The sequence below is a fragment of the Microbacterium sp. SORGH_AS_0969 genome (genome assembly GCF_030818255.1).
In the GTDB taxonomy this organism is placed as follows: domain Bacteria; phylum Actinomycetota; class Actinomycetes; order Actinomycetales; family Microbacteriaceae; genus Microbacterium.
Genome location: NZ_JAUTAG010000001.1, coordinates 3,293,075 through 3,318,765, shown reverse-complemented (window position 1 = coordinate 3,318,765; position 25,691 = coordinate 3,293,075). Strand labels below are relative to the sequence as shown.

Sequence of the window (25,691 nt, the reverse complement as noted above, 5' to 3'; positions counted from 1 at the left end):
GGCTATACCAACGCATAGTTGCGTGGAATTACCCGATGCCTGATCCGTGCGAGCACCATGAGGGAGCGGCATCCGACCCCTTCTGATTGGCACGTCATGACGAACGACATCACGTTCAGCATCACCACCACCCGTTTCGACGAGGACTACGCCCCGGCGGAGAACTCGCGCGTCACGACCAACTTCGCGAACCTCGCGCGCGGCGAGGGTCGCCGACAGAACCTGCGAAACGCCCTGTCGATGATGGATCGCCGACTCAACGAGCTGCTGTCCGCCGACGCCCGGTATCGCGTCGAGCTCGACATCGTGTCGGTGCAACTCGCGTTCGCCGACGGCGCCGACGACGAGGAGTTCCCCGTCATCGAGGTGCTCGACGTCCACATCGTCGATACGGAGACCGGCGAGCGCCACCAGGGCATCGTCGGCAACAACTTCTCGTCGTACCTGCGCGACTACGACTTCAGCGTGGTCCTTCCGGCCGCCAAGGCGGCTGCGGGCACGTTCACGGTGCCCGACGACTTCGGCGATCTGCACGGCAAGCTCTTCCGGCACTTCCTCGACTCCTCGGTGTATCGCGACCGGTTCTCGTCCTCGCCGGTGATCTGCATCAGCGTGTCGACGAGCCGTATGTATCACCGCACCGGCGTCGTGCACCCCGTGCTCGGCGTCGAGTACGAGCAGGACGCGTTCTCACTCACCGACGAGTACTTCGCGAAGATGGGCCTGCGGGTGCGGTACTTCATGCCGCGCGGCAGCGTCGCTCCCCTCGCGTTCTACTTCCGCGGTGACCTGCTCGCCGACTACACCGACCTGCAGTTGGCGGGCACGATCGCCACGATGGAGACCTTCCAGAAGATCTACCGACCCGAGATCTACAACGCCATCATCCCCGCCGGCGAGGAATACCGCCCGACCCTCGACCAGCCCGACTTCGTGCGCACCGGCATCGACTACGACCGCGAGGAGCGCAGCCAGCTGGCGGTCGTACAGGGACGCTACGCCGAGGAGCACTTCGTGAAGCCGCACCGCGCCGCTCTCGACGCGTGGGCCGCGAACTTCGGGGCGGTGCTGCGATGACCTCGGCTCTTCTTCCCACTGCTCTCGTCGGCAGCCTCCCCAAGCCCGCGTGGCTCGCGCGGCCTGAAGTTCTCTGGGCGCCGTGGGAGCTCGAGGGCGCCGAGCTCGTCGAGGGGAAGCACGACGCCCTCCGCGCCGCCGTCCACGAGCAGGAGCGCCGCGGCATCGACATCATCAGCGACGGCGAGCAGACGCGCCAGCACTTCGTGACGACGTTCATCGAGCACCTCGACGGCGTCGATTTCGAGAACCGCGAGACCGTCCGCATCCGGAATCGTTACGACGCGAGCGTTCCGACGGTCGTCGGAGCGGTCAGCCGGCGTCAGCCCGTGTTCGTTCAGGATGCCGCTTTCCTCCGCGCTCAGACCGACCGACCGATCAAATGGGCCCTTCCCGGACCCATGACGATGATCGACACGCTCTCCGACCGTCACTACCGCAGCCGCGAGAAGCTCGCGTGGGAGTTCGCGACGATCCTCAACCAGGAGGCGCGTGAGCTCGAGGCAGCGGGGGTCGACATGATCCAGTTCGACGAGCCGGCCTTCAACGTGTTCTTCGACGAGATGAAGGACTGGGGCGTCGCGGCCCTCGAACGCGCCGCCGAGGGGCTGCGCGCCGAGACGGTCGTGCACATCTGCTACGGCTACGGCATCAAGGCGAACAACGACTGGAAGGCGACGCTCGGCTCCGAGTGGCGCCAGTACGAGGAGTCGTTCCCGCTCCTGCAGCGTTCGACGATCGACGCCGTCTCGCTCGAGAGCCACCACTCGCACGTGCCGATCGACCTCATCGAGCTCATCCGCGGCAAGAAGGTCATGCTCGGCGCGATCGACGTCTCGACGGAGACGGTCGAGACGCCAGAGGAGGTCGCCGAGACGCTGCGTCGCGCCCTGCAGTTCGTCGACGCTGACAAGCTCATCCCCTCGACCAACTGCGGCATGGCTCCCCTGCCGCGCCGCGTGGCGCTCGAGAAGATGAGCGCGCTGTCGGCGGGCGCCGCGATCGTCCGCGATGAGGTGTCGGCGCCGGTGCTGGTCTGACGCGCGACGCGGGGTGACGGCGGGAGGGCCGGGGACGAGAGGCGGAGGGATGCCGGGTCCCCGGCCCTCCGCTCGTCCCGGACCCGCCGCTCGTCGCGCACGCGGCCCCGGTCGAAGGGAATGGTAGGGCGGGTGGGACTTGAACCCACGATCGTCGGGTTATGAGCCCGCTGCCTTGACCAGCTTGGCCACCGCCCCCAGCGACGACGAGCCTACCGGCATCCGTTGTTCCTCGCCGACGGTCGACGCGGCTCGTCGCCGAAACTCCCGTCGACCGGCTATCGACGCGAAAGGTCCCGCCGAGTCAGTGGACGCGCGGCTGCTTGGGCTTGCCGTCGGCGGTCACCTGCGGGTGATGCTTGGTCAGCTGGATCACACCCCAGGTGGCGATCGCGCCGGCGATGACGAAACCGATGAGCGCCCACGCGGGGGCCGTCGAGGCCTCGCCGAGCACGAGCAGGCCGATGAGCACGGCCACGATCGGGTCGATCACGGTGAGTCCCGCGATCACGAGGTCGGGCGGGCCGACCGAGTACGCCGTTTGCACGAAGTACGCGCCCACGGCGACAGCGGCGAGCAACGCCACCAGGCACAGCAGGGTCAGCCACTCGAAGTCGCCGGCCTGCGCGCGGCTGATGACGACCTTCGCGAGGGTGGCGACGAAGCCGTAGATGACGCCGGCGGCCATGATGTAGAACAGCGCCTGGGCCTTGCGGCGGACGAGGATCCAGAACACCCCGAAGACGACGACGACCACGGCCAGGATGCCGAGGATGATCAGTAGCTCGCGCTCGGTGACCACGTGCTCGGTGGCGAAGAACGCCGCGATCGTGACGAAGACGAGAATGCCGCCGACACACAGCGCGATCGCGACGAGCGACTGACGCGTCGGCTTGTGCCGTGACACCCGAGCGTTCAGCACCGTCGTGATGACGAGTGCGATCGCCCCGAGCGGCTGCACGAGGATCAGCGGCGCGACCGAGAGGGCCGCGAGCTGGCACACGATCGCGAGGCCGAGCATGACCGTGCCCGCCACCCACGACGGACGCGTGAGGAGCGAGGTCAGCTGCTTGCGAGAGAGTCCGCCGGTGGTCTTGCCCGAGAGGCGCTCGACCTTCTGCACCCCGCGGTGCTGGTACTGCGCCCCGAACGACATGAACACCGCCCCGAGAAGGGCGAGCGGGATGCCGAGGAGGATGCGGGGGTCGCGGAAGACACCGACGAGTTGGTCGATTCCGTCGCTGAGGGAGACATCGAGCGGGATCACCCTCCGACGATAGCCGCCGCCTCCGCGATTAGGCTGGTGACGTGGCCGTTCTCCCGATTCGCATCATGGGTGATCCCGTGCTGCACGCTCCCGCCGCCCGCGTCGACGAGATCACCGAAGAGGTGCGCACCCTCGTCGCCGATATGTTCGAGACGATGGATGCCGCCCCCGGCGTCGGTCTCGCCGCACCCCAGGTGGGAGTGGGACTGCGCATCTTCACGTACACGTACGAAGACGACGAGGGCCTGCCGTGGCGGGGCGTCGTCATCAACCCGGAGCTGTGGATCCGCCCGCTCGAACCCGGTTACCCCGATCCCGACGACGAGTCCGAGGGGTGCCTGTCGTTCCCGGGCGAGCGCTTCCCCCTCCGCCGCTCCGACGCGGCGCTGCTCACGGGCGTCGACCTCGACGGGCAGCCCGTCCGCATCGAGGTCACCGGTTGGCGTGCGCGCATCCTCCAGCACGAGTTCGATCACCTCGACGGAATCCTGTACGTCGATCGCCTCGACGACGAGGACAGCCGGGTGGTCGCGAAGATCGCGAAGAAGCGCAAGTGGGGTAAGCCTGGTGCGTCGTGGATGCCGGGAGTCGACGACATCGACGCGTGAGCATCGACGCGTGTGGGGCCCCGCGAGAGCTCAGCTCTCGATGATGTTCGGCGCGAAGCGGCAGAAGTAGTCGGTGATCGGCCCGTCGGATTCGCGGATGCCGACCCCGAACGCCTCGTCGCTCACGACCCACGACCCGAGCACGGGGTGGTTGCTCCCGTTCGACCCGGGGAAGTCGGGCAGCTCGTGGTACTGCTGCCAGACACGCTCGCGTCCCGTTCCTTCGCGGCGGTACTCCTGACCGTTCGTGGTCACGCTCCCGTCGGCGCGGTGGACCCGGATGCCGTCGCCCTCGCGGCCGAAGACGGGTTTGACGACGTAGTCGGTCATGCCGTTCGGTCCGTCAGCGTACGCCGGCAGCAGGTTCGGGTGGTCGGGGTAGAGGCGCCACAGCGCGACGAGCAGCAGCTTGTTCGAGAGGAACATCTTCCACGCGGGCTCGAACCAGCGTCCGAACAGGCCGCGACCGGCGATGAGCAGCGACCCGAACTCCTGGTCGCCGACGACCCGGTCGTCGCCTGAGACCACGTCCTCCCAGGGGTACAGCTTGAAGAGGTTGCGGATCACCGGGTACTGCGTACCCGGAGCGTCGCCGGGCAGTGCGTTGACGCTGCGCGACGAGCCCCACGGTTCCGGCACGCCCACGAACTGGCGCGCGCCGTGGTGCCAGCCGATGTCCTTCATCTCGATGCCGGTGTGCTCCCAGCCCGCCTCGCCCGCGAGGTCGCGCATGTAGGCGACGGTGTCCCAGTCCTCGCCGTAGATGTCGGCATCCGAGTGCGCGACGAACAGGCGCCCGCCCTCGCCCTCGCTGAGCGATCGGTGCAGAAGAACGCGCCAACGCTCGACGAGCGCTTCGTGCAGCCCGTTCCACTGGTCGGTGTCGGCGGGGAGCGCGCCGCTCTTGATCCGGTCCTGCAGCCAGAACCACTGCGTCAGCGAGGCTTCGATCAGCCCGGTGGGGGTGTCGGCGTTGTACTCGAGCATCTTCGCCGGGGAACCGTCGCCGGCGTACGCGAGGTCGAACCGCGCGTACACGTCGGGCTCGTCCTGCTCGAGCGACCACTGCGCGAACTCGAACGCCTGAGGGGTGAGTCCGAGGTGGCCGAGTTCTCCGGATGCCATGTACCGGGCGGCCTCACGGCACATACGGTGCAGTTCTTCGGTCTGCTTCTCGAGCGCTTCGACCTCGGGAAGCGTGAACACGTACGCCGCGCCATCGTTCCAGTACTCGACCGCAGACCCGTCGTCGCGCAGCGATCGCGAGTAGATGAGACCGGACTGCTTGATGGTCCGCTCCCAGTCCGGCCGGGGCGCCAGCTCGATGCGGCGCATCAGCCGCCGTGGCTTCCGTCGGATCCCGAGCCGCCGAAGCCACCGCGGGAGACGCTGGCGCCGTCGCCGGAGATGCCCTTCGCGGCGGTCTTGCCCGACGGCAGCGCGTCGGTGCCTCCCGTCGCGGGCTGTCCGACGGCGGGCACGTTCCGCCCGCTGGAGCCCAGCGGCAGGTAGTACCAGTGGGCCGTTCCGCCGTGGTTGTTGCAGTCGTCGTCGGGGAGGCGTTTCTCGGTCGCGTTGTCGCGGCAGATCTGCGCGTAGTCCTCCGAGACGTTGGTGCCCTGACCGCACCCGGTGAGAGATGCGGCGAGGGCCGCGACGACCCCGATCGTCACGCTGCGAGAGGCGCGGCGGCGTGCGGTGGGTGGCATCGGAACTCCTTCGTGGACGCCACGGAGCCGCGTCCTCGCCGATGCTCTCACACCCGCGACGACCCGAGGGTCAGCCGTGGCGCGGTTGCGAAGGAGTGCAGGTCGAGTTCTTCACTGAGCACCTCGCTCGCGCGGTGTCCGCGCACGCTCGTGCCCTGCGCGTCGAGGGGCGGGCTGACGACGGCCGCACCGAGACGACCGGGGGCCGACAGCACGATCGCCCCCGACACGCTGGACTTGGCCGGGATGCCGACGGCCCGCATCCATCGACCGGAGCCGTCGTAGACACCGCACGTCGCCATCACCGAGACGACGTCGCGCGCGACACGCTCCGGGATCACCCGGTCGCCGGTGCACGGATTGACGCCGCCGAGCGCCAGGGTTGCTCCCATGATCGCCAGGGTCTCGGCATCCACGAGCGTCGCGCAGGCGCGGGCGTAGACCGCGACGGCGTTGTCGGCGGACACGGCGAGGGTGCCCTCCGCCCGCATGAGGTGCGCGAGGGCGTGGTTGCGATCGCCGAGCAGGTGTTCATTGTGCGCGATCGCTTCGTCCACGTCGAGGTCGCGGCCCGCGAAGGCCGCGAGCCCACGCGCGATGCGGGCACTGCGCTCCTCGGCATCTCCACCGTCCACGAGAGATGCGGTCAGGAGGGCGCCCGCGTTCACCATCGGGTTCGGGGGTCGACCGGTTCCGCTCTCGAGTTTGATCGCGTCGAAGGACTCCCCCGTCGGCTCGATCCCGACCCGGTCGAGGGCGTCGCCGTCGGTGTCCCGCAGCGCCAGGGCGAAGAGGAACGGCTTCACCGCCGATTGGATGCTGAACGGCACGTCGGCGTCTCGACTGCGTCGCACGGTGCCGTCCGGAAGGGCGAGGGCGAGCGCGCAGAGGTCGGGATCGGCCTCCGCGAGCTGGGGAATGCTGTCATCCACCTCTCCCCCGCGCTCGTCGAGCAGCCTTTCGCGCAGGGAGTCGAGGTCGTAGCGGGCGGGGTCGAGTGCGGGGGTCACTCCCCCAGCCTCGCAGGCGCCGGCTCGGCGCGGGCCGTGGCCGCGGAACGGACCGGGGGGTTATAGGCAAGAACGTGTGGATGGGATGGTGATCTAGCCGCGCGATCACGCGGTGAAACGGGGTTGTGCATGGTCCGCGACGCTTAGGCGTGGACCATCCCTCGAATCAGGCGCTCTGCGTGATATGCGGTGCTCGGCTGGTGAAGAACGGTAAGACCGCCGCCGGAACACAGCGATGGCGCTGCCCCGACTGCGGCGCATCATCTGTCCGCTCCCGACGCGACGTGAGCGAGCGGGAGCAGCTGCGCCGGTTCCTGCGCTGGTTGACGGGCAAAACAACGCAAGCGGAAATCGGCGGCGGAACCGGGCGCTCATTTCGTCACGACACCGCCTGGTGCTGGGGTCTGCAGCCCGTGATGCCGGTCACCGGCGAAGTTCACGATGTCGTCCTCGTCGACGGTGTCTGGATCGGCTCCTGGTGCCTTCTCATCGCCCAATCCGACACCGGACGCGTCCTCGCCTGGCAGTGGTGCGCCCGAGAATCCACCGCCGCGTGGACGGCCCTGTTCGAACAGGTCCCGCCCCCGGTCGTCGTCGTCACCGACGGCGGTTCCGGCATCCGCTCCGCCCTAGCCACGACCTGGCCCGACACCGCCGTGCAACGCTGCATCTTCCACCTGCAACTGAACGTCACCCGCGAGCTGACGCGCAATCCCCGCACCCGCGCCGGCCGCGACCTGCGCCAGATCTCCCTCGCGTTGACCGCGGTCCACACCATCGATGACGCCATCTCCTGGCGGCTCACGTTGCAAGCGTGGTGGCAGACCCACGGGCATCTCACCAAAGAACGCACCCTCTACGCGAACGGGCACTTCGGGTTCACCCACTTCAAACTCCGCCGAGCCTGGAATGTCCTTCATCGCGCCGCAGAATCAGGGCACGTGTTCACCACTCTCCAGCACGGAAACCCCCGCACCACTTCACGCCTGGAGGGTTTGAACAGTCAGATCCGCCACCTTCTGCGCCATCACCGGGGCATGCCCACCGAGCACCGCCGCAAAGCCGTCGAGTGGTTCCTGCTGCTGCACGAGGTTCCCCTCGAGCGCGCGCACCGGCACGCCATCACGCCCACCCCGCCGGCCACACCCGACGAGCCCGACGACGACGGACAGCCAGCTCTCTACGACACCGCCGTCACCGCCGAGGAAGGCCTCTGGATCCGAACCGGATGGGCAGGACGGAGCTGACACGCCCGAGCCATCCACACGTTCTTGCCTATAAGCCGGACCGGGGGTGCGAGGGGCGCGAGCAAAAAGTAAGGCCCGGGGTGGAAGCCCGGGCCTAGGGTGAGAGCCAAGCTAGATGGGCGTGGGTCTCTCGCTCCCCGGCTTGGACTCGAACCAAGAACCTATCGGTTAACAGCCGATTGCTCTGCCAATTGAGCTACCGAGGATCATGCGCGCCTTGCGGCGGGCAACCACACGATACTAACAGCACCGCGGGGTAGTCGAAAAATCAGGCCGTCGAAACGCGTCGGTCGGGCGCGCCGCCCGGGGTCCACTGCAGTTCGTCCGAGCCATGACCGAAAGCGACGGCGTGCCCGCCGTGCAGCACCAGAACGTCGGCATCGAGGTCGGTGGGCGCGTCGGCATCGTTCGTCACGACGAGCGACGCCATGCCGCGCTCGTCGCGTCGGCGCACGATCGACGCGCGAGCGGCCGCGCGCACTTCGACGTCGAGGTTGGCGTAGAGGTCGTCGGCCACGAAGAGGCGCGGCTCGAGCACGAACGCCCGGGCGAGGGCCACCCGCTGACGCATGCCCGCGCTGAGCTCGTAGGGATACTTCGGTGCGGTGCCGAGCGGGAGCTCCATCTCGTCGAGGAGCGTCGCGACGCGCACAGCGAGCGCGCGGCTATTGACGCGGCGGTCGCGGCTCGTGATGGGCTCGGCGATGACGTCCTGCACCGTCAAGCGCGAGGGCAACGACGCGCCGGCACCCTGCGGCAGGTAGCCCGTGTGGAACGTCCACTCGCGGTGCGCGCGACCCGGACGCCGGGCCGAGATGCCGTGGACGTACGCCTCTCCCCCGACGACGCTGAGCCCTTCGTCGGGGCGGCCCGCGAGCATCGACACCAGGGAGGTCTTGCCGGATCCCGTCGCGCCTCGCACGACGAGCGTCTGCGCGAAGGGCAGCTTCAGGGTGATGCCGTCGATCACCCGGGTGCCCCCACGGGCAAGCGAGAGATCGTCGGCGCGGATGGCGACGTCGGTGTCGAGGGTCCGGGGCATTCCCTCATCCTCCCTGAAGAGCCGCGCGGACGCATCGGGCTTCCCTCTCGACACGCCGGTGCGGTAGCGCGTGCCGTCGGAGGGGACGGTCAGGACGCGATGAGCCGCTGGCGGTCCGCTTCCAGGTCGCGCAGTCTCATCCCGAGGCGCCGCCCCTCGTCGGTGTCGGCGGGCACGCGCTGCACCTCGCGCACGAGTTCGGCCTTCTCACGCTCGATCTCGCGGACGAGAAGTCGACGCGAGAGGTCGTTGGCCGCGACGACCGCGCCTTCCTCGGTGCGGGCGGGGAACTCGGCCGTCAGCAGTTCGGCGGCGAGCGAGCGGAACGGCTCGCGAACCGACTCGACCGCCGTCACGGCCCAGCCGGGTTGCGACAGATCGGTGGATGCCAGGGCGCTGCGCACGGCCTCGAGGGCGGGATGGCCGAACGGCGTCTGCAGCGCGCGGAGGAAGAGCTCGGGCTCGATCCGGTGCCCGTACTGCAGGAACGCCATCATCGCGCCGCGCTCGAGGGCGACGTCACGGGTGTTGGGAAGCGAGGCGAGGGTGACCGAGATCGCCACCGGAGCTGGATCCTGCCCCTTCTGCGTGTCACGTTTCTCGGCCCGATCGGCGCCGCGCGCCGCCCGTTCGACCGCGGCCTGCACCTCGGGCATGTCGAGACCGAGGCGGCGGGCGAGCACCCGGACGTAGCCGGGGCGTAGCGCGGGATCGCGGATGTCGGCGACGATCGGGGCGGCCGCGCGAAGCGCCCCCGCGCGACCTTCGACGCTCCCGAGGTCGAAGTCCTTCAGCCGCTGGTCGATGACGAACTCGAACATCGGCGCTTTGGTGTCCATGAGGGCCCGCACGGCGCCGTCTCCGCGCTGGAGGCGCAGATCGCATGGGTCGAGACCCTCGGGAGCCACGGCGACGTAGGTCTGGGCCGCGAAGCGCTTCTCGTCGGCGAAGGCGCGCAGCGCCGCCTTCTGGCCGGCGGCATCCGGATCGAAGGTGAAGACCACCTCGCCCGACGAGCTGTCGTCGCCCATCACGCGGCGGAGCACGGTGATGTGGTCGCTGCCGAACGCGGTTCCGCACGACGCGATCGCGGTGGTGACGCCCGCGAGGTGGCACGCCATGACGTCGGTGTAGCCCTCGACCACGACGACCCGATGCGAGCGCGAGATGTCGCGCTTCGCGAGGTCGAGGCCGTAGAGCACCTGCGCCTTCTTGTAGATCGGCGTCTCGGGGGTGTTGAGGTATTTCGGTCCCTGGTCGTCGTCGTAGAGCTTGCGCGCGCCGAAGCCGATGACCTGGCCGGTCACATCGCGGATGGGCCACACGAGCCGGCCGCGGAATCGGTCGTAAACCCCGCGCTGGCCTTGCGACACGAGGCCCGCCTGCAACAGCTCCTCGCGCGTGAACTTCTGCGCGAGGAGGTGGTCCATGAGGTGCGACCAGCCTTTCGGTGCATAACCGACGCCGAAGTGCGCCGCGGCGCCCGCGTCGAAGCCGCGGTCGCCCAGGAAGCGTCGTCCCGTCTCAGCCTCGGGGGTCATGAGCTGGGCACGGAAGTACTCGGCGGCCGCCGCGTTGGCGGCGTACAGGCGCGAACGACCGGTGGTCTCGGGCGCGGGGCCGCCGTCCTCGTAGTGGAGGGTGTAGCCGACGCGCGCGGCCATCCGCTCCACGGCCTCGGTGAACGAGACGTGGTCCATCGCCCGGAGGAACGAGTAGACGTCGCCCGATTCGCCGCACCCGAAGCAGTGGTAGTACCCGACCTGCGGCCGGACGTGGAAGCTGGGGCTGCGTTCGTCGTGGAACGGGCAGAGCCCCTTCATCGATCCGACGCCGGCGGACTTCAGCGCGACGCGCTCACCGACGACGTCGGCGATGTTGACCCGCGCTTTGACCTCGTCGATGTCGGACTGGCGGATGCGGGCCATCAGGCATCCGCCCCGCGGGGCGCACCGGATCCGGGGGCCCAGACGCCGAGCTCCGCGGCATCCACCTGTCCCACCAGACGGTTGTGCCAGGCGATCGCGAGTTGGTCGGTCAGGCTCGCGACCTGGTCGACGACGACCCGGCGGCGAGCGGTGTCGTCCGCCGCGGCGGCGAAATCGGGGGCGTGCAACGCGTCGAGGGCTCCCGGGTTCTCCCAGAGGGCGGATGCCAAGCGCTTGAGCACGTTCCGCTGCTCGCGGTACAGAACCTTGCGGCCGTCGATCGAGACCACGGTCGCGCCGATGATGCCCTTCAGCACGGCCATCTCGGTCTCGACCTCGGCGGGGACGATGACGCGCGCGCGGTAGCGCGTGAGCTCGTCGGCCGGGTAGGCCTCGCGCGTGGCCGCGGTCGCGGCGCGCGCGAAGCGTCCGATGAGGTCGGAGGTGAGGTTCTTCAGCCGGGCGAGAGCGGGGCGCGTGCCGTCGAAGGAGTGGATCCACTCGGGCATGGCCATGAGCCGGTCGAGCGCCTGCGCGAGGTCGTCGCGCACGAAGTCGTACCCGACCCAGCGCTGGATCGCGTCGAGCAGCCCCTCACGACCGACCCGGGATGCCAGCCGGGCGGGATCGACGTACCGGTTGACGACGGCGTCTTCGAAATCGTGCACCGAGTACGCGATGTCGTCGGAGAGGTCCATGACCTCTGCCTCGATGCAGCGCTGTCGGGCGGGGGCTCCCCCGCGCATCCAGTGGAAGACCGGTTCGTCGTCGGGGTAGACGCCGAACTTCAGACGCCCGCCCGGGTCGGGCACGGGCTCGTCGACCGTCCACGGGTATTTGCAGGTGGCGTCGAGGCTGGCGCGCGTCAGGTTGAGACCGAACGGCTCCCCTTCGGCGCCGAACACCTTGGGCTCGAGGCGCGTGAGGATGCGCAGGGTCTGCGCGTTGCCCTCGAAGCCGCCGATGTCGGACGCCCAGTCGTTCAGCGCCCGCTCGCCGTTGTGGCCGAACGGGGGGTGACCGAGGTCGTGGCTGAGGCAGGCCGTGTCGACGACGTCGGGTGAGAGCTGCAGCGCGGTGGCGAGCTCGCGCCCGACCTGCGCGACCTCGAGCGAGTGCGTGAGGCGATTGCGCGCGAAGTCGGCCGGGCTCGCGGGGCTCAGCACCTGCGTCTTCGCCGCGAGACGCCGGAGTGCCGCGGAGTGCAGCACGCGGGCACGATCGCGCGCGAAGTCGTCGCGCTGCGAGCGGTGCTTCTCTTCGTGGAACCGGGCGGCATCGGCATCCGCGTACCCGAGGGGGCGGGCGGAGGCCACCGTCACCTCAGCCGCCACTGTGGTGCAGCTCCGCTTCGGCGAGTTCGCGGCCGGCGGCGTCGCCGATCTCGCGCGAGTCGAGCCAGCCGTCCGGCAGCGCGGGACGCTTCGGCGTGCCCGCGCGACCGCGCTGGCCCTCGGCCGCCGCCCCCGGGTAGGGGGCGTCGAGCTCCATGGTCGCGAGCAGTTCGTCGATCTCGTCGAGGGTCGACGCGGTCGCGAGGCTCGCCCGCAGCTCCCCGCCGACGGGGTACCCCTTGAAGTACCAGGCGACGTGCTTGCGGATGTCGCGGCATCCGCGCCCTTCGTCTTCGAAGAACTCGACGAGGAGTTCGGCGTGGCGACGGAAGGCTCTCGCGACGAATCCCAGGGTCGCGTCGACGGGCTCGCCATGCGCGGCGCCCGGCTGACCCAGCGCGCGGGCGAGGTCGCCGAAGAGCCACGGGCGCCCGAGACACCCGCGGCCGACCACGACGCCGTCGCAGCCCGTCTCGGCCATCATGCGCGCGGCGTCGTCGGCCGACCAGATGTCGCCGTTGCCGAGCACGGGAACGCTCGTGACGGTCTCTTTCAGCTTCGTGATCGCCGACCAGTCGGCGTGGCCCGAGTAGAACTCGCTCGCGGTGCGCGCGTGCAGGGCGATGGATGCCACCCCCGCTCCCTCGGCGATGCGCCCGGCCTCGAGGTAGGTCAGGTGATCGGCGTCGATGCCCTTGCGCATCTTGACCGTGAGCGGCTTGTCGCCCGCCGCGCGGACCGCCCGTTCGACGATCTCCCGGAACAGGGACGTCTTCCACGGGAGGGCGGCACCGCCGCCGCGCCGGGTGACCTTCGGAACGGGGCAGCCGAAGTTGAGGTCGATGTGGTCAGCGTGGTCTTCGTCGACGATGATGCGAACGGCCGCCTCGACCGTCGCCGGATCGACGCCGTAGAGCTGGATCGAACGCGGGGTCTCGGACTCGTGGTGGCGGATCAGCCGCATGGTCGTGTCGTTGCGCTCGACGAGGGCGCGCGTCGTGATCATCTCGCTCACGTACAGCCCCGGCACCGTACTCGCGACACAGGCGACGGAACGCCGTGTTCGTGATGCCGGCCATCGGAGCGAGGACGACGGGGGCGTCGAGCTCGATGTTGCCGATGCGGAGCGTCCGCGCCGGAGCCAATGCCGTGTTCACTGTCTCATTCTCCCAGACGTCGTGCGACAGCGGTGCCCGCTCCGGCCGAAGCCGGGTGCGGACACCGCTGTGGAGGAAAAGTCAGGCGTCGGCGGTCGCGGATGCCTCGCGGCGCTCGCCCCACACCTGACGGGCGATCTGGCTGAACGCCTCGACCGGCTGCGCTCCACTCACCCCGTACTTGCCGTCGATCACGAAGAACGGCACGCCCGTGATCCCGAACTGCTGCGCCTGCTCCTGGTCGGCACGGACCGCGGCACGGTAGCGCTGCGATGCGAGCGCCTCACGGGCGGCATCCTCGTCGAGACCGACCTCCACCGCCAGAGCGACGAGGTCGTCGTCGCGACCCACGTGCTTGCCCTCGAGGAAGTACGCCGACATGAGGACCTCGGCCAGCTCCAGCTGCTTGCCGTTCTCCTTCGCGAAGTGCAGCAACTCGTGGGCCTTGACGGTGTTGGTGTGCTGGAGCATGTCGAAGCGATACGCCAGTCCCGCCTCGGCGGCGACGCCGGTGACGCGATCGAGCATCTCGCGTGCCTGGTCGGGAGAGATGCCCTTGTGCTGCGAGAGGTAGTCGACCTCGCCGCCGTCGAAGTCCTCGGGGGTGTCGGGCGAGAGCTCGAACGAGTGGTACTCGATCTCGACGACCGGGGCGTCGTCGTCGTCGGCCGTGGCGGCCAGGCCGTTCTCGAGGTTCCGCTTGCCGATGTAGCACCAGGGGCAGGCGATGTCACTCCACACGTCGATCTTGATGGCATCCGTCATATTGGGCACAACTCTTCAGGTGAGCGATCTATTCCGATCGCGGTATTCATTTCCCGGTGGGGGTGTCGATCGCGCCGCCGAACCGTCGATCGCGCGAGAGGTACAGCCCGATGGCTTCCCACAGGTGCGTCCGCCGGAAGTCCGGCCACAGGGTGTCGAGGAAGACCATCTCGGCGTACGCCGACTCCCAGAGCAGGAAGTTCGAGGTGCGCTGCTCGCCGCTGGAGCGGACGAACAGGTCGACGTCGGGCATGTCGGGTTGGTAGAGGTTCTTGCGGATCAGTTTCTCGGTGACGGCGGAGGGCTTGAGCTTGCCGGCGGCGATGTCGTCGCCGATGCGGCGCATGGCATCCACGATCTCCACCCGTCCGCCGTAGTTGACGCACATCGTCAGGGTCAGCACGTCGTTGCCCTCGGTGAGCCGTTCGGCGTGCTGCAGCTCTTTGATGACCGAGCCCCACAGGCGCGGCTTGCGCCCCGACCAGCGGATGCGCACGCCCCATTCGTTGAGCTGATCGCGGCGACGGTGCAGCACCTCGCGGTTGAAGCCCATGAGGAATCGCACCTCGTCGGGCGAGCGCGACCAGTTCTCGGTTGAGAACGCGTAGACCGACAGGTGTTTGACCCCGGCCTGGATGGCGCCCGCGACCACGTCGAGCAGAGCGGCCTCGCCGGCGCGGTGTCCCTCCACGCGCGTGAGCCCCTGGCGGTTGGCCCAGCGGCCGTTCCCGTCCATGACGATCGCGACGTGCTCGGGAACCGACCCCTTCGGGTACGTCGGCGGGTACTCCCCCGTCCAGTCGAGGGGGCGGTACGGCACGGCGTCGCGGTGCGTGAACGGCTTGGGCGTCATCGGTGCGTCTCCAGGTGCGAGAGGGAACGGATGCCACGCTCCAGATGGAACTGCGCGTACGCGGCCACGAGACCCGAGGCCGCCGAGATCGTGCGTCCCGGGGCGGCGTCGATGGTCTCCCACTCCCCCGCCATGAGGGCGCGGAGCATGTCGACCGTCTCACGCGCGACCCGGGGCGAGCCCGCGGGAGCGCACGTCGAGCACACGACGCCGCCGAGCTGGGCGAGGAAGTACGGGTGGTCGCCGACCGTGCCGCAGCGCGCGCACTCGGTCAGCCCCGGCGCCCAGCCCGAGAGGGCCATGGCGCGGAGCAGATAGGAATCGAGGACGCTGCGCTCCGAGTGATCGCCGCGGGCGAGGGAACGAAGCCCCCCGACGAGGAGGAGGTACTGCTGCGGGGTCGCTTCGGCCTCGTTGAGCCGGTCGGCGGTCTCGACCATCGCGCTGGCGGTGGTGTATCGGTCGTAGTTGACGACGATGTCGGCTCCGTACGAGCCGAGCGACTCGGCCTGCTGCACGATGTCGAGGTTGCGCCCCTTGAACAGCTGCACGTCGGCGACCATGAAGGGCTCCAGGCGCGACCCGAACTTCGACGACGTGCGGCGCACGCCCTTCGCGACCGCGCGGATCTTGCCGTTGCGGCGGCTGAGGAGGGTGAGGATGCGGTCCGCCTCCCCGAGCTTGTGGGTACGCAGGACCACGACTTCGTCGCGGTAGGTGGGCACAGTCCATTATCGGGCCCGCCGCGGAGAGGCGGCGGTGCGCCGCGCCTCAGGACGCGGGCGTCAGGGTGACGAGAACGCTGCTCGCTTCGCCCGGGACGTCGACGGACACGGTCGCGAGGTGGGCGCCGGCGGTGGGAAGTGGCATCCGTTCGATCTCTCCGGACAGGAAGGACCCGAACGCGACGACGCCGTCGGAGAGGAGAAGCGTTGCGGTGAGGACCTCGGCGAAACCGTCGACGGGCGCTGCGTCGATGCGGACGCGGAGCGTGACCTCCCCCGCCAGGTCGTCTCGGGTGGCGATCAGGATTGCCGTCGTCGTCGCCACGGCCGGTTCGTCGCCGGTCTCCCACTCCGGGAACTCGGGCGCGCCCGGGGAGAAAATCGCGACCTGCGCGTTGAGCGGGGTGACGCGGAGCTGTCGATCCATGTCGGTCATCCTTCCGCAGGCGCGTCACCGAGGAAGGCGACGGTCTCGTCGAGGCCCATCGCCCGTCCGACGGTGAGGAGGCGGTTGCGCTGCGCGGCATTGAGCGGAGCGTCCGCGTCGAGAATCTTGTCGCAGAGCAGGTCCAGCGCGATTCCGGGCTCCGCATGGTCGGCCAGGTCGGTGACGTCGCGCAGCACTGCCGGATCCAGGATGCCGCTGAGGTCCCCGCAGAGGGACGTGATCTCCGCGCTCGCCCATCGCGCGATTCCCGGCGCGTGGGCGTTCGTCTCGTCCGCAGACCCGAGGAGACGGAGCTGTCCCACCACGTGCGGGCCTCCGTAGACGAGCAGGTGAGCGCCGGGGATCATTGCTTCAGAGAACGGCGCGCCCGGGACGAGCACGCCGACGCTGCAGGGCGTCCATCGCGCTGCCGACGGCACGTGGGCAAGGTGCACGCGGATGCCGAACGCGTCGCGTTCCGACGTGGCGGCCGCGAGAACGGCGGCCGTCGGAAAGTAGCTCTCGCCGGTCGGCGGACCCGAGCGGCGGCCGCCCGCGCTCCGCGGATGGAAGATGATCTCGCCCGCGAGGTCTGTCATCGGTGTTTCTTCCCGGTGGGTGTCGAGGCGTTGGAGGCGCTCGTTCGTCGTGAGGCCGTCGGCGGGGACGGTGCGGTCCGTCCATATCCCACCGCGCTGCACCCATTCCGATCGAAATCGTTCGGTGGACGTCAGCAGGGAGTCCTGGTAGCCCCACTCGACGCCGCAGCAGGGACAGTACTCGTAGGTCGGGCAGCGGCCATCGAGTCCCCACGGAGGGTCGTCTGAGAAGTACCCGCAGACGCGACACAGGTGCGCGGAGGGGAGCCTCATCCGCACAACTTGCGAGGGGGAACGTGGTTGACCGCAGCTCGGTCTATTCGACGGACAGACAACGAGTGGGCGAAGAAGATCTGGCCGTAAGTGACGGATCGCACGGAGATGCTCCTTCCCTATCAGCTGGTCCATATTGTCAAGTCGCCGCCCGGCATCGATATGACGAGTGTCCGCGGATTCCCCGGCCCAGAGTAACTCCACGCCTCGTAGTCGGGATCGGGAGGGATTCGCAGCACGGTCGAGTCGTCGAACGCGATCCGCAATTCGTGGCTCACGATCTCGGCTCCGGTGACGCGTCGCCCGAACAGAGCCAAGACCTCGCCCAGGGCCTTCTTGTCTCCGTCAGGATCCAGGAGCACCTCCGTTGAGCCTGGACGGGTCAGTGCGAACTCCGTCTCGATGGTGACGACATCGCCTTCGGAGAAGCGAAGGGTGAGGCGGTGGTCGACGCCGATGAACTCGAGGTCGCCGCCGTTCGAGAACATCTCGGGTGCAGAATGATGTGCGCTCATGTTCGACTCACAATGTTCCGAAAACATCCACGGATTTTGGCTGGTTAGCTACAAGAAGATCATCGAACGCCGGTAGCCAACGTTCTCGACCTGCGTGGGCTCGGACGGCCTTCTCCAACACCAACGGCGAGTTGTACGTCCTGCGAGGGAAGATCTCGGCTTTCTCTGGGGCGGCCGCGCGCATCTTGGTACCCCGGAAGTTCAGGATTTTCATGCCTCTGGCGCGAGGATCTCCTGTCCTGTACGCGGGGGCGAATCGTTCCGGCTGGGAGTCGGAATGCCCGATCAGCTCCCACATTCCCGGGCGGAACCTCGCGTCGAACACGATCGCCCCGAAAAGGGGCCGCGAGGCGAGTGCGTGGGTCGGGTTCGCGCGAGCTTCGGATGCTGTCCTGCATTCGTCGAAGATGACAACGAACCACGCATGCAGGTACTCGCAGATGACGTGCCCCACGTACACGTGCCGATCGTCGATGCCTATTGTGAAGATGTCGCCCTCGCGAATGGCGTATACCGGGCTGCTCTTTGCCAATTCGAACTCCTCACGCTCCATGTCTTTGATTGATCATCGAAGGAGCCGACTACTCGTCGACCACTGCGATGGAGGGATAGGAAACCCAGCGCGGGTCGCCCGCGATGGCGAGCCTCGTCGCCAGAGAGAGACATTGCTGGAGATCTGTATTGCGTCCGCCATCACAGAGTTCGGAAAAGCTCCTCGAGGTCCACGATCCGAGGCTCGGTCGCCTCCCCTTTAACCTCATACCGCCGGGATCTGAAGCGCTCTGGCATCCGCTGAGGACCGACACCGGCGGTTCGCCGAAATCTTACGGATGTGAACATTTTCTGCCCTCGTACGGGTCCACTGAAGACTGCTGGTCTTGCGCGTCCTAGTCGTCCGTGGGGGCGGCGAATGGAAAGCCCACCCATCGTGAGTCGTGGGCGTCAGCGAGCCGCCCGGCAAGTGTGAGGCACATCTGAAAATCAGTACCACCGCCCAGACAGCGTTGAGCCAGGCCGTAGAAGTCGACGATGGAGTTCGGCGGACAATCCTCTATGATCTCAAGCCGACGTCGTCGCAACCGTGACGGGAGCCACCGAGGGCCCCCTGGGGGTGCATATCTGAACTTGACAGTTTCGATGTCTGGCATGTGTGGCCTCACTTCTCTGCTCTCCGCCGTTTCCTGTTGGTGCGACGGGATCAGGAACCCGGAACGATCTGCCACTTCCGCTGCTGTTCTTCGAAGGTGGTGATGGTGCCGAGCGCGCTGGGATCAACGTGCTTCTCCACCAGATAGCAGGGTCCGGGATAGAAGTCTTCGTCGAAGGGGTCGATACCGAGCTCACGGCAGTACCGCTCCAACATCTCGGGCGTGAATCGGTCTTTCACCCGGCGCTGCTCGTAGACGTTGAGGTCCTCGAAGCTCAGTGGCTCGCCCTTCGCTTCGAAGAGCCACTTCGAACCCGATTGACGCGCCAGGTAGATGCTCCAGGTCGGGGGCGCTATAGACCGCTGACTGCCAGGGTCGTACTCGGTGTAGCGGAAGACTCGGGCGCCGAGCCGCCCGAGCTTGCCGTCGGGCGTCTCCCTTTCGTCGGGAGAGTAGCCGACAAGTACGCCATCCGTACGTCGTGCTTTCGTCAGGACCGCGATGTCGCTGACCGGGTCTCCCCCTGTCGCGAGGTTGTCGAAGATTGCCGACCATTCTGCGCTCCGTGTCGCGGCGACGATGATCCGTGTCGAGTCGCCTGTGAGAGGTTCCAGGAGCGGCATGACGGTTCGCAGGGGTGCTTCATGAACCTGAATGCGGCAGGTGTGACCGAGCCGATCGAACCACTCGCTGTATGCATGAACGAGAGATTCGGGTGAGCTGCGGATGAATCCCATACTCTTCGTCGCGGGATAGAAGGTGTCTCCGAACAAGCTCTGCATAAGTCCGCTCATCAGTCGAGAGTGTGAAGATGGACGATCCCGAGAGATCGGTTGCCAACATCCTCTCTTCGTGAAGGGGGCCTCTGTTCGATCTGGTCCGGTCCCACTCCACATAGTGTCACTGTCGGTCGAGAAAGTACTGCAGGTCCGGACGGTTCACGCCGACACGGACACCGTCGTAGTTGACTTGCTGCTGGTTGATACGAATGTCTCCTGCTCGCAACTGAGTGAGACGGTCCACTTTGTTTTGTACCGCCAGGTTCTGAGAGGCGGAATTGCAATCCTTGCGGGAGCGGGGGTACCCCTGGAGGGCGAAGCGCGGGATCAGGAGCTCCAAATCGCTAACTCGCCACCCGGCATCGAGATGATTTTTGTCGGAGGCTTCTCGGCGCCAGAGTAGCTCCACGCCTCATAATCTTCGCTAGGCGGCACCCGTAGCAGCAGATGATTATCGAACTTAATTTGCAACTCTCCGTCGACAATGAAAACACTTGTGACCGTGCGACCGAAAAGGTCGAGGAATTCGCCAAGGGTCTTCTTATCACCGTCCGGGTCGAACCGCTGCTCGGGATCCCCGTGCCTGAGCAAAAAGAAATCTGTCTCTATGGTGACAACCTCCCTCCCGGAGAAGCGAAGAGTGAGACGATGGTCGACACCGATGAAATCGACCGTGCTACTTTCGGAGATAGTAATCAGTGCTGTGGGATCTATTGGGGCCATTGGAGATAAATCCCCTCGTAGTCGGCAGGTATATGGCTCGCTGGCTTCGAGCCTGGCTTGCCCGTTGTGGGGTCCAGCCATTGCCCGACGTCGTTGCTGTATCGCGAGTACCCGTTTGGATATCGGTCCGTTGGGTCCATGATTCGGATGGTGTTGGAGTCCATGTTGTTGCCCGCGTTGATGACACCGACCATATCCGGATCCTGCGCGACCAGACCCTTCCCGTTGTCGGCTTCCCTGAACGCCCATCCGGAAGGTACGTCGTAGATGGTGCCTTGGGGAGTCGCAACGAAAGTCGTGCCGCTGGACGGAATCACTGTCGTGTCAGTGACCGACGGTCGAACGGGAACCTCATCAAGTTTGGCGACCGCGTTGCTGGCGGGGATGCGGTTGAGGGCTCCGGCGGTGACGGCGGACATGGTCGCGCCGGAGGCGGCGGTGGAGAGGAGTCCGCCGGGGGTGATGGGTTGCCCGCTGATGAGGTACTGGGCGGTGTTCTCGACGGCACCTTCGGCGGCGTTGACGCCGGCGTGGACGAGGAGGCCGCTGGCGGCTCCGGCTCCCGGGACGAGGCCGAAAGCGCCGCTGAGAGCGACTTGGCCCCAGTTGACCTCTCCCGTGGTCGCCTTCTGAATGATCGTGTCGGCGCCGGCGCCGATGAGCATGGCCCCCACCGGGCCGCCGACGCCGGTGGCGATCATGACGCCTCCGGCGATGACCATGGCGCCGCCGGCGACGTACTCCCAGTTGTCGTTCCACCATTCGCCGATGGCGTTGCCGGCGGCGGCGAGGGCGCCTTGGTGGGCGTTGGCGTAGGCGGTGAGTTGTTCGTCGGTGACGGGTTGCAGGCCGAAGGGGTCGGTGGCGTGGAGGGGGTCGTTGCCGGCATAGGAGTAGGGGTTCGCTGACCAGGCGGCGCCGGCGGGTGCGGTGAGGGGGTCGGTGCTGAGGAATCCGCGGGTGGCGGGGTCGTAGGCGCGGGCGCCCATCCATTCCAGCCCCGCGACCTCGAGCCCCCCGGCGGGGCTGATCCCGACGGCTCCGCCGCCGAGGGCGTTGGCGGTGGTGAGAGCCTGCCAGGGGTCGTCGGTGGTGGTGGTGCGGGTGCCGCGCCATCCGCCGGTGGTCCAGGTGTCGCCGATGCCGGTGATAGCGCCGGGGGCGTGGAACACGTCGGTGTCCCCGACGGTGAGCGGGGCGGACGCGTAGGACCCGGCATCCCAGGTCAGGGGGATGCCGTCGACCTCGGCGAGCTCACCGAGCGCATTCACGCGCAGGTCGGTACGCCGCTGTCCCCCGTCGGGGGTGTGCTGGGTGATCGCACGGATCCACCCGCGGTCGTCCCACGCGTACTCCGTCGACCCGGTCGGAGTGGTTTCGCGGGTGCGGCGTCCCTGACCGTCGTAGGCGTAGCTCGTGTCCCCATCGGGTGCGGTGAGGGTGAGGAGTTGCCCGGCGAGGTCGTACGCGAACGAGCGCTCCACGTCGTCCCGGGTTTCGCGGATGAGGCGGCCGGCGGTGTCGTACTCCCAGGCGTTGGCGTGTCCGTCGCTGACGGCGGAGAGGAGTTGCCCGGCGTCGTCGTGGGTGTACCGGGTGGTGCCGTCGGGGCCGTCGACGGCGGTGATGCGGCCGTCGTCGTCACGGGTGATGCGGGTGAGGGTGGCGCCGTCGGCGTCGGTGCGGGTATGCGCCACGGGGAACCCATCCTGGTACTCCCAGGTCTGCAGGCTGTCGCCCGCGCGGGCTTCGAGGATCCGCCCGAACGCATCCCGCGTGTAGTGCACCGCACCCAGACGGGAGTGATCGATACGGGTCAGGTGCCCGGCGGCATCCCTCGTGTACTCGACCGCCACCCCGTCGGGAGTGGTGAGGCTGGTGCGGGCGCCATCGGCGTCATACTCCCACCGCGTCGAGCGACCCTCCGTGGTGCGCTCGGCGAGACGGTCCAGGCGCGTGAACCGGAGGGTGTGGGTGGTGGGCTCGTCAGTGGTGTGATCGATGATCGTCGCCGTGCGGGCACGCGCGTCGCGACGGATCTCCGTCACCTTCCGCCCGTTCACGCTCAGCCCGGACTCCAGGCCGGCGTCGTCGTACGACCACTCCGTGACGGTCCCGTCGGGGCTGGTCTGCCGGATCTGGCGACCCGCGGCGTCGTAGTCGGCGGTGGTGACCCGCCCGAGCGGGTCGGTCTGCGAGGCGACCTTGTCCAACGGCGTGTACGTGCGGGTGGTGACCCCACCGGCGGGGTCGGTGATCGACACCACCCGCCCCCGCTCGTCATACGCGTAGCGGGTCACCCCACCGATCCCATTGGTCGCGGTGACGAGCTGACCGGCCGCGTCGTAGGAGAAACGACGGATGCCGAACCGGGTGTCGTGCGAGAAAGTCAGGCGTCCGACTTTGTCGTAACCGAAACGGGCAACACCCGCGCCGGGGACGTGCTCGCGTACCACCCGTCCAGTTGCGTCGTACTCGACCTCCACACGTTCCCCCGTGGGAAGGACACGGGCGATCACGCGGGAATCAGCGTCGTACTCCAACGCCGTTCGAGCCCCCGTCGGGTCGACGGCGGCGACCGGGCGCCCGCACGAGTCGTACTCATACCGGGTCGTGCGACCGGCCGGGGTCGTGATGGCGGTGACACGGCCCGCGCGGTCGCGTTCGAGGCGTGTGAGGCCGCCGTCCGCGTTCAGCACCTCCACCGGACGGCCACAGGGATCGTAGGTGACCAGCGACGCGTCGCCCGCGGCATCCTGGATCTTCTCCGGGCGGCCGTAGCTGTCGTACCGGACCGAGGTCTCCTCGAATGCGGTCTGCACCGTCATGGTCGTGTCTGAGCGGGACGCCTCCGCCGACACACCGGTCGGATCCGTCGTGCGCGCCAGCTCGCCGACGGCGTCGTACTCCCGCGTCCAGACGCCGCCGGCCGGGTCGGTGATCTCCCGCAGACGGGAGAGGGCGTCGTGGGTGAAGCCCCAGGCGGCGCCGTCGGGGAGGGTGACGCCGGTGACGTTGCCGAACTCGTCGAACGATCGGTCGATCGTGCGGCCGAGGGGATCAATGGTGCGGGTGAGCTGCCCGTGGGGGCCGTACTCCAGCTCCGTGCGCCCACCCAGTGGGTCGACGATCGCGGTGACCACCCCGCCGGGGCCGCGCTCGTAACGCCAGATCGCGCCGTCGGGGTCCTCCCGGCTGAGCAGGGAGCCCTCGGAGCTGTAGGTGTACCGGGTGATCGCGCCGAGCGGGGTGATCGCCTGCGTCACCCGGCCCGTCGCGTCACGCACCAGCCGTGCGGTGGCGCCGTCGGCGTTCCGCGTGGCAACCAGTTCCCCGTGCGCGTCGTAGTCGAAGCGCACGACGACACCCTCGGGGTCTTCGACCCGGCGGAGCAGCCCTTCGGCCCAGTCGAGTTCGGTGACGCCGCCGCCGGGGTCGGTGATGCGGGAGGGGTTCCGCTCCAGATCGTTGGGGTAGTCGTAGGTGACGATGCCGCCGTCGGCGGTGACGACGGTGGTGATGCGGTCGTGGTCGTCGTAGCCGTAGGTGATGTCGGCGCCGTCGGGGGTGACGGTGCGGGTCTTGCGTCCGCGGGTGTCGTAGGCGTGGACGGTGATGCGTCCTTCGCGGTCGGTGACGGAGACGAGGTTGCCGGACGCGTCGTACGCCATCGACTGGCGGTTGCCGTCGGTGTCGATGATCCCGACGAGGCGGCCCTTGCGGTCGGCGATCCACGTGTTCGCGTTCGACCCATCGGCGTCTGCGACCTCGGTGACGCGGCCGGAGAGGTAGGTGAAGCGGGTGTGACGCCCGAACTCCGTGGTCTGCTCCCGCACGCGCCGCTGCGCGTCGTACACGTTGGTGCACTCGATCACACCGGTCGCGGCGGTGACCTGGTCGATGAGGTCGTCGTCGTTCCACCGGTACGTCCGCGTCCCCGCCGGGCCCGACACCGCGGTCAGACGTCGGTCGTCGTCGTACAGGTACTCGACCCGGCGCCCGTCGGAGGAGGTGACGGATGCCACGAGCCCGTCGACGTACTCGACGTCGATGCGGCGGTCGCGGGAGTGCTCCAGGGCTGTTACGGCTCCGGATGCGTCACGGAGAACGGTCATGACGTTGCCGGCTCCCGCGCCGGCGGCGACCCAGTCGCCGCCGGTGGTGAACGCCCACCAGGCCCCGGCGTTGTCGGTGACGAGCAGCCCGTCCGGCGCGGTGAGACCCTGCGCCGCGAGCTCCGCCGCGCTCGCGCGGGTGAGCCAGTAGTTCTCCCCCGTCCCGCGGGCCCAGTCGCGCCCGTCCCGGCCGAACACGATCTGCCGCCCGTCCGCCATCACGAACCGGGCGTCGTCCTCACCGAGCAGCAGGGTGACATCGAGGATCGACGACCACCCGAGGCCGAACACCCCGGCGCCGTCGTTGAGGGAGTTGTACATGCGGGTCAGCGACAGCAGCGCCGTCGCCGCGGGGAACGGCAGGTCGTTCTCCGGCTCGAGGAAGTTCCCCGTGGCGGAGTTCACCGGGTCGTTCACGAACCCCGTCGTCGGAGCCCCACCCCACGCCGTCGGCGGGTCGATCACCAGATCCTGACGCGTCGCGGACACCCCCGCCGCCGCCAGCGACGCCGCCAACGCGGCATCCGACACCGTCCCGATCCCCCCATTCGCCCCCGCGTCCTCGAACGCCTGCGCGATCGTGTTCGCCCACGCCGTGTCGTTCGCATTCGCACTCAACCACGCCTGGAAACCCGACACCACGGGACCGACGTCGATACCACCGAAATCGCACGTCGCCATGAACTGGCTCGCAGCCGACGACACACGTCCCGGGTGAGCGGAGAGCTCCGCATCCAGGGTGGAATTCCCCGTGGCGAAGGTCCGCAGGTTGTCGGGACGTGCCGAAGACGTGCCCCCGCCGCCGCCCCCACCGGCGGTCGGCGTCTGCCGTGGCGAGGTGGGCACGGCGGCCGCATCGAAGACCGGCGGCGAGATCTCGCCGCCCTGCGGCGGCGGCTCCTCACCGAAGATGTCATCCCACGTCGCGTCCAGCCAGTTCGACCGCCGCGCCTCCACCCGGGCCTTCCACTCGCGCGCCCGCTTGCGGCGAGCGTTCTCCTCGCGCGCCGCGTCGCTCAGCCGTCCGATGAACGACGACACGTCCCGCAGCCGCGACGCGAGCTCCCGGGCATCGCTCGCGGCGGTCGTCGCGTTGGCCGCGAACAACTTGCTGAAGGCGCCCTGGAAGTCCTCCTTCGCGGTGGCGACGTACGACGCGCGCGATGCCGTCTGGCCTTCCACGGCGGCTGCCGCCGCGTTCGCGGCGGAGGCCACCGCGTCCGCCAGACCGAAGTCGTAGGTCAGATCCGGTGCGCCGTACACCTCGAGATCGACATCGCTCATCGAAACCCCCCACTGGTTCGGCGGCCGCCCAGAGAACGCGACGACCGCTCACGACCGCAAGAGCTT

21 protein-coding genes, 2 tRNA genes and 1 pseudogene are annotated in these 25,691 nt (G+C 68.3%); 4 read left to right on the top strand and 20 right to left on the bottom strand.

The genetic code is table 11. The features are described 5' to 3' along the window. Window positions 1-96 precede the first annotated feature (96 nt). On the top strand, window positions 97-1,077 hold the full coding sequence (locus QE388_RS15570) for a putative oxygenase MesX (protein WP_307386280.1): 981 nt from the start codon (window positions 97-99) through the stop codon (window positions 1,075-1,077). Beyond that, a complete protein-coding gene (locus QE388_RS15565) occupies window positions 1,074-2,117 on the top strand; it encodes a methionine synthase (protein WP_307386278.1) in 1,044 nt (347 codons plus the stop codon). The genes QE388_RS15570 and QE388_RS15565 overlap by 4 nt, the downstream gene beginning before the upstream one ends. Window positions 2,118-2,238: 121 nt before the next feature. Here QE388_RS15565 and QE388_RS15560 read toward each other — a convergent pair. Both QE388_RS15560 and QE388_RS15555 read right to left on the bottom strand, forming a co-directional pair. After that, window positions 2,239-2,315: transfer RNA gene (locus QE388_RS15560), tRNA-Ile, on the bottom strand. A gap of 106 nt (window positions 2,316-2,421) precedes the next feature. Beyond that, window positions 2,422-3,384, bottom strand: coding sequence for a DMT family transporter (locus tag QE388_RS15555; RefSeq protein WP_275800295.1), 963 nt, complete (start codon window positions 3,382-3,384; stop codon window positions 2,422-2,424). A gap of 41 nt (window positions 3,385-3,425) precedes the next feature. Between QE388_RS15555 and def the strand changes: the two genes are divergently transcribed. Beyond that, window positions 3,426-3,992, top strand: a complete 567-nt coding sequence (gene def, locus QE388_RS15550) for a peptide deformylase (RefSeq protein ID WP_081317250.1) — start codon at window positions 3,426-3,428, stop codon at window positions 3,990-3,992. Window positions 3,993-4,022: 30 nt separating this feature from the next. On the opposite strand, the gene QE388_RS15545 is transcribed toward def, so the two are convergent. The 3 genes from QE388_RS15545 to glsA are packed head-to-tail and all read right to left on the bottom strand — an operon-like array spanning window position 4,023 to window position 6,711. Continuing rightward, the gene (locus QE388_RS15545) at window positions 4,023-5,327 is read right to left on the bottom strand and encodes a glutathionylspermidine synthase family protein (RefSeq protein ID WP_307386275.1); all 1,305 of its coding nucleotides are present in this window, start codon (window positions 5,325-5,327) and stop codon (window positions 4,023-4,025) included. After that, window positions 5,327-5,701, bottom strand: coding sequence for a hypothetical protein (locus QE388_RS15540; RefSeq protein ID WP_058595611.1), 375 nt, complete (start codon window positions 5,699-5,701; stop codon window positions 5,327-5,329). The genes QE388_RS15545 and QE388_RS15540 overlap by 1 nt, the downstream gene beginning before the upstream one ends. Window positions 5,702-5,748: 47 nt before the next feature. Then, on the bottom strand, window positions 5,749-6,711 hold the full coding sequence (gene glsA / locus QE388_RS15535) for a glutaminase A (RefSeq protein WP_307386273.1): 963 nt from the start codon (window positions 6,709-6,711) through the stop codon (window positions 5,749-5,751). A gap of 125 nt (window positions 6,712-6,836) precedes the next feature. On the opposite strand from glsA, the gene QE388_RS15530 reads away from it, so the two are divergent. After that, window positions 6,837-7,958, top strand: a complete 1,122-nt coding sequence (locus QE388_RS15530) for an IS1249 family transposase (protein ID WP_307386016.1) — start codon at window positions 6,837-6,839, stop codon at window positions 7,956-7,958. A 133-nt stretch (window positions 7,959-8,091) separates the two neighbouring features. Here the strand turns inward: QE388_RS15530 and QE388_RS15525 are convergent. From QE388_RS15525 to QE388_RS15455, 15 genes and pseudogenes are all read right to left on the bottom strand, one after another. Further along, window positions 8,092-8,164: transfer RNA gene (locus QE388_RS15525), tRNA-Asn, on the bottom strand. Between the two features lie 62 nt (window positions 8,165-8,226). Further along, entirely contained in the window at window positions 8,227-9,000 is a 774-nt protein-coding gene (locus QE388_RS15520; RefSeq protein ID WP_307386270.1) for an ATP-binding cassette domain-containing protein, read from the bottom strand. A gap of 89 nt (window positions 9,001-9,089) precedes the next feature. Then, window positions 9,090-10,928 (bottom strand): DNA primase, encoded by a 1,839-nt coding sequence (gene dnaG, locus QE388_RS15515; RefSeq protein ID WP_307386268.1) that lies wholly within the window; start codon window positions 10,926-10,928, stop codon window positions 9,090-9,092. After that, complete coding sequence (locus QE388_RS15510; protein ID WP_307386266.1) at window positions 10,928-12,250, bottom strand: deoxyguanosinetriphosphate triphosphohydrolase; 1,323 nt, start codon at window positions 12,248-12,250, stop codon at window positions 10,928-10,930. Before QE388_RS15510 ends, dnaG begins: the two co-directional genes overlap by 1 nt. A 1-nt stretch (window position 12,251) precedes the next feature. Next, window positions 12,252-13,419: pseudogene (gene dusB / locus QE388_RS15505) on the bottom strand (tRNA dihydrouridine synthase DusB). Between the two features lie 81 nt (window positions 13,420-13,500). Beyond that, window positions 13,501-14,184 (bottom strand): DsbA family protein, encoded by a 684-nt coding sequence (locus QE388_RS15500; protein WP_307386264.1) that lies wholly within the window; start codon window positions 14,182-14,184, stop codon window positions 13,501-13,503. A 46-nt stretch (window positions 14,185-14,230) separates the two neighbouring features. Continuing rightward, window positions 14,231-15,037: an isoprenyl transferase gene (locus QE388_RS15495; RefSeq protein WP_307386262.1), complete on the bottom strand. Its 807-nt coding sequence runs from the start codon at window positions 15,035-15,037 to the stop codon at window positions 14,231-14,233. Next, on the bottom strand, window positions 15,034-15,762 hold the full coding sequence (recO, locus tag QE388_RS15490; RefSeq protein WP_058613112.1) for a DNA repair protein RecO: 729 nt from the start codon (window positions 15,760-15,762) through the stop codon (window positions 15,034-15,036). The genes QE388_RS15495 and recO overlap by 4 nt, the downstream gene beginning before the upstream one ends. 46 nt (window positions 15,763-15,808) lie before the next feature. Further along, window positions 15,809-16,189, bottom strand: a complete 381-nt coding sequence (locus tag QE388_RS15485) for a hypothetical protein (protein ID WP_307386259.1) — start codon at window positions 16,187-16,189, stop codon at window positions 15,809-15,811. A 5-nt stretch (window positions 16,190-16,194) separates the two neighbouring features. After that, a complete protein-coding gene (locus tag QE388_RS15480; protein ID WP_307386257.1) occupies window positions 16,195-16,788 on the bottom strand; it encodes a MafI family immunity protein in 594 nt (197 codons plus the stop codon). A 395-nt stretch (window positions 16,789-17,183) separates the two neighbouring features. Continuing rightward, window positions 17,184-17,576: a DUF6188 family protein gene (locus tag QE388_RS15475; protein WP_275800281.1), complete on the bottom strand. Its 393-nt coding sequence runs from the start codon at window positions 17,574-17,576 to the stop codon at window positions 17,184-17,186. A gap of 7 nt (window positions 17,577-17,583) precedes the next feature. Continuing rightward, window positions 17,584-18,129, bottom strand: coding sequence for an Imm26 family immunity protein (locus QE388_RS15470; RefSeq protein WP_307386255.1), 546 nt, complete (start codon window positions 18,127-18,129; stop codon window positions 17,584-17,586). Window positions 18,130-18,774: 645 nt separating this feature from the next. Then, the gene (locus tag QE388_RS15465) at window positions 18,775-19,518 is read right to left on the bottom strand and encodes a hypothetical protein (RefSeq protein ID WP_275800279.1); all 744 of its coding nucleotides are present in this window, start codon (window positions 19,516-19,518) and stop codon (window positions 18,775-18,777) included. A gap of 312 nt (window positions 19,519-19,830) precedes the next feature. Then, window positions 19,831-20,226, bottom strand: a complete 396-nt coding sequence (locus tag QE388_RS15460) for a DUF6188 family protein (RefSeq protein WP_275800278.1) — start codon at window positions 20,224-20,226, stop codon at window positions 19,831-19,833. After that, window positions 20,214-25,625 carry a DUF6531 domain-containing protein gene (locus QE388_RS15455; protein ID WP_307386251.1) on the bottom strand — a complete coding sequence of 1,804 codons (5,412 nt, stop codon included), beginning with the start codon at window positions 25,623-25,625 and terminating at the stop codon, window positions 20,214-20,216. Before QE388_RS15455 ends, QE388_RS15460 begins: the two co-directional genes overlap by 13 nt. Window positions 25,626-25,691 lie beyond the last annotated feature (66 nt).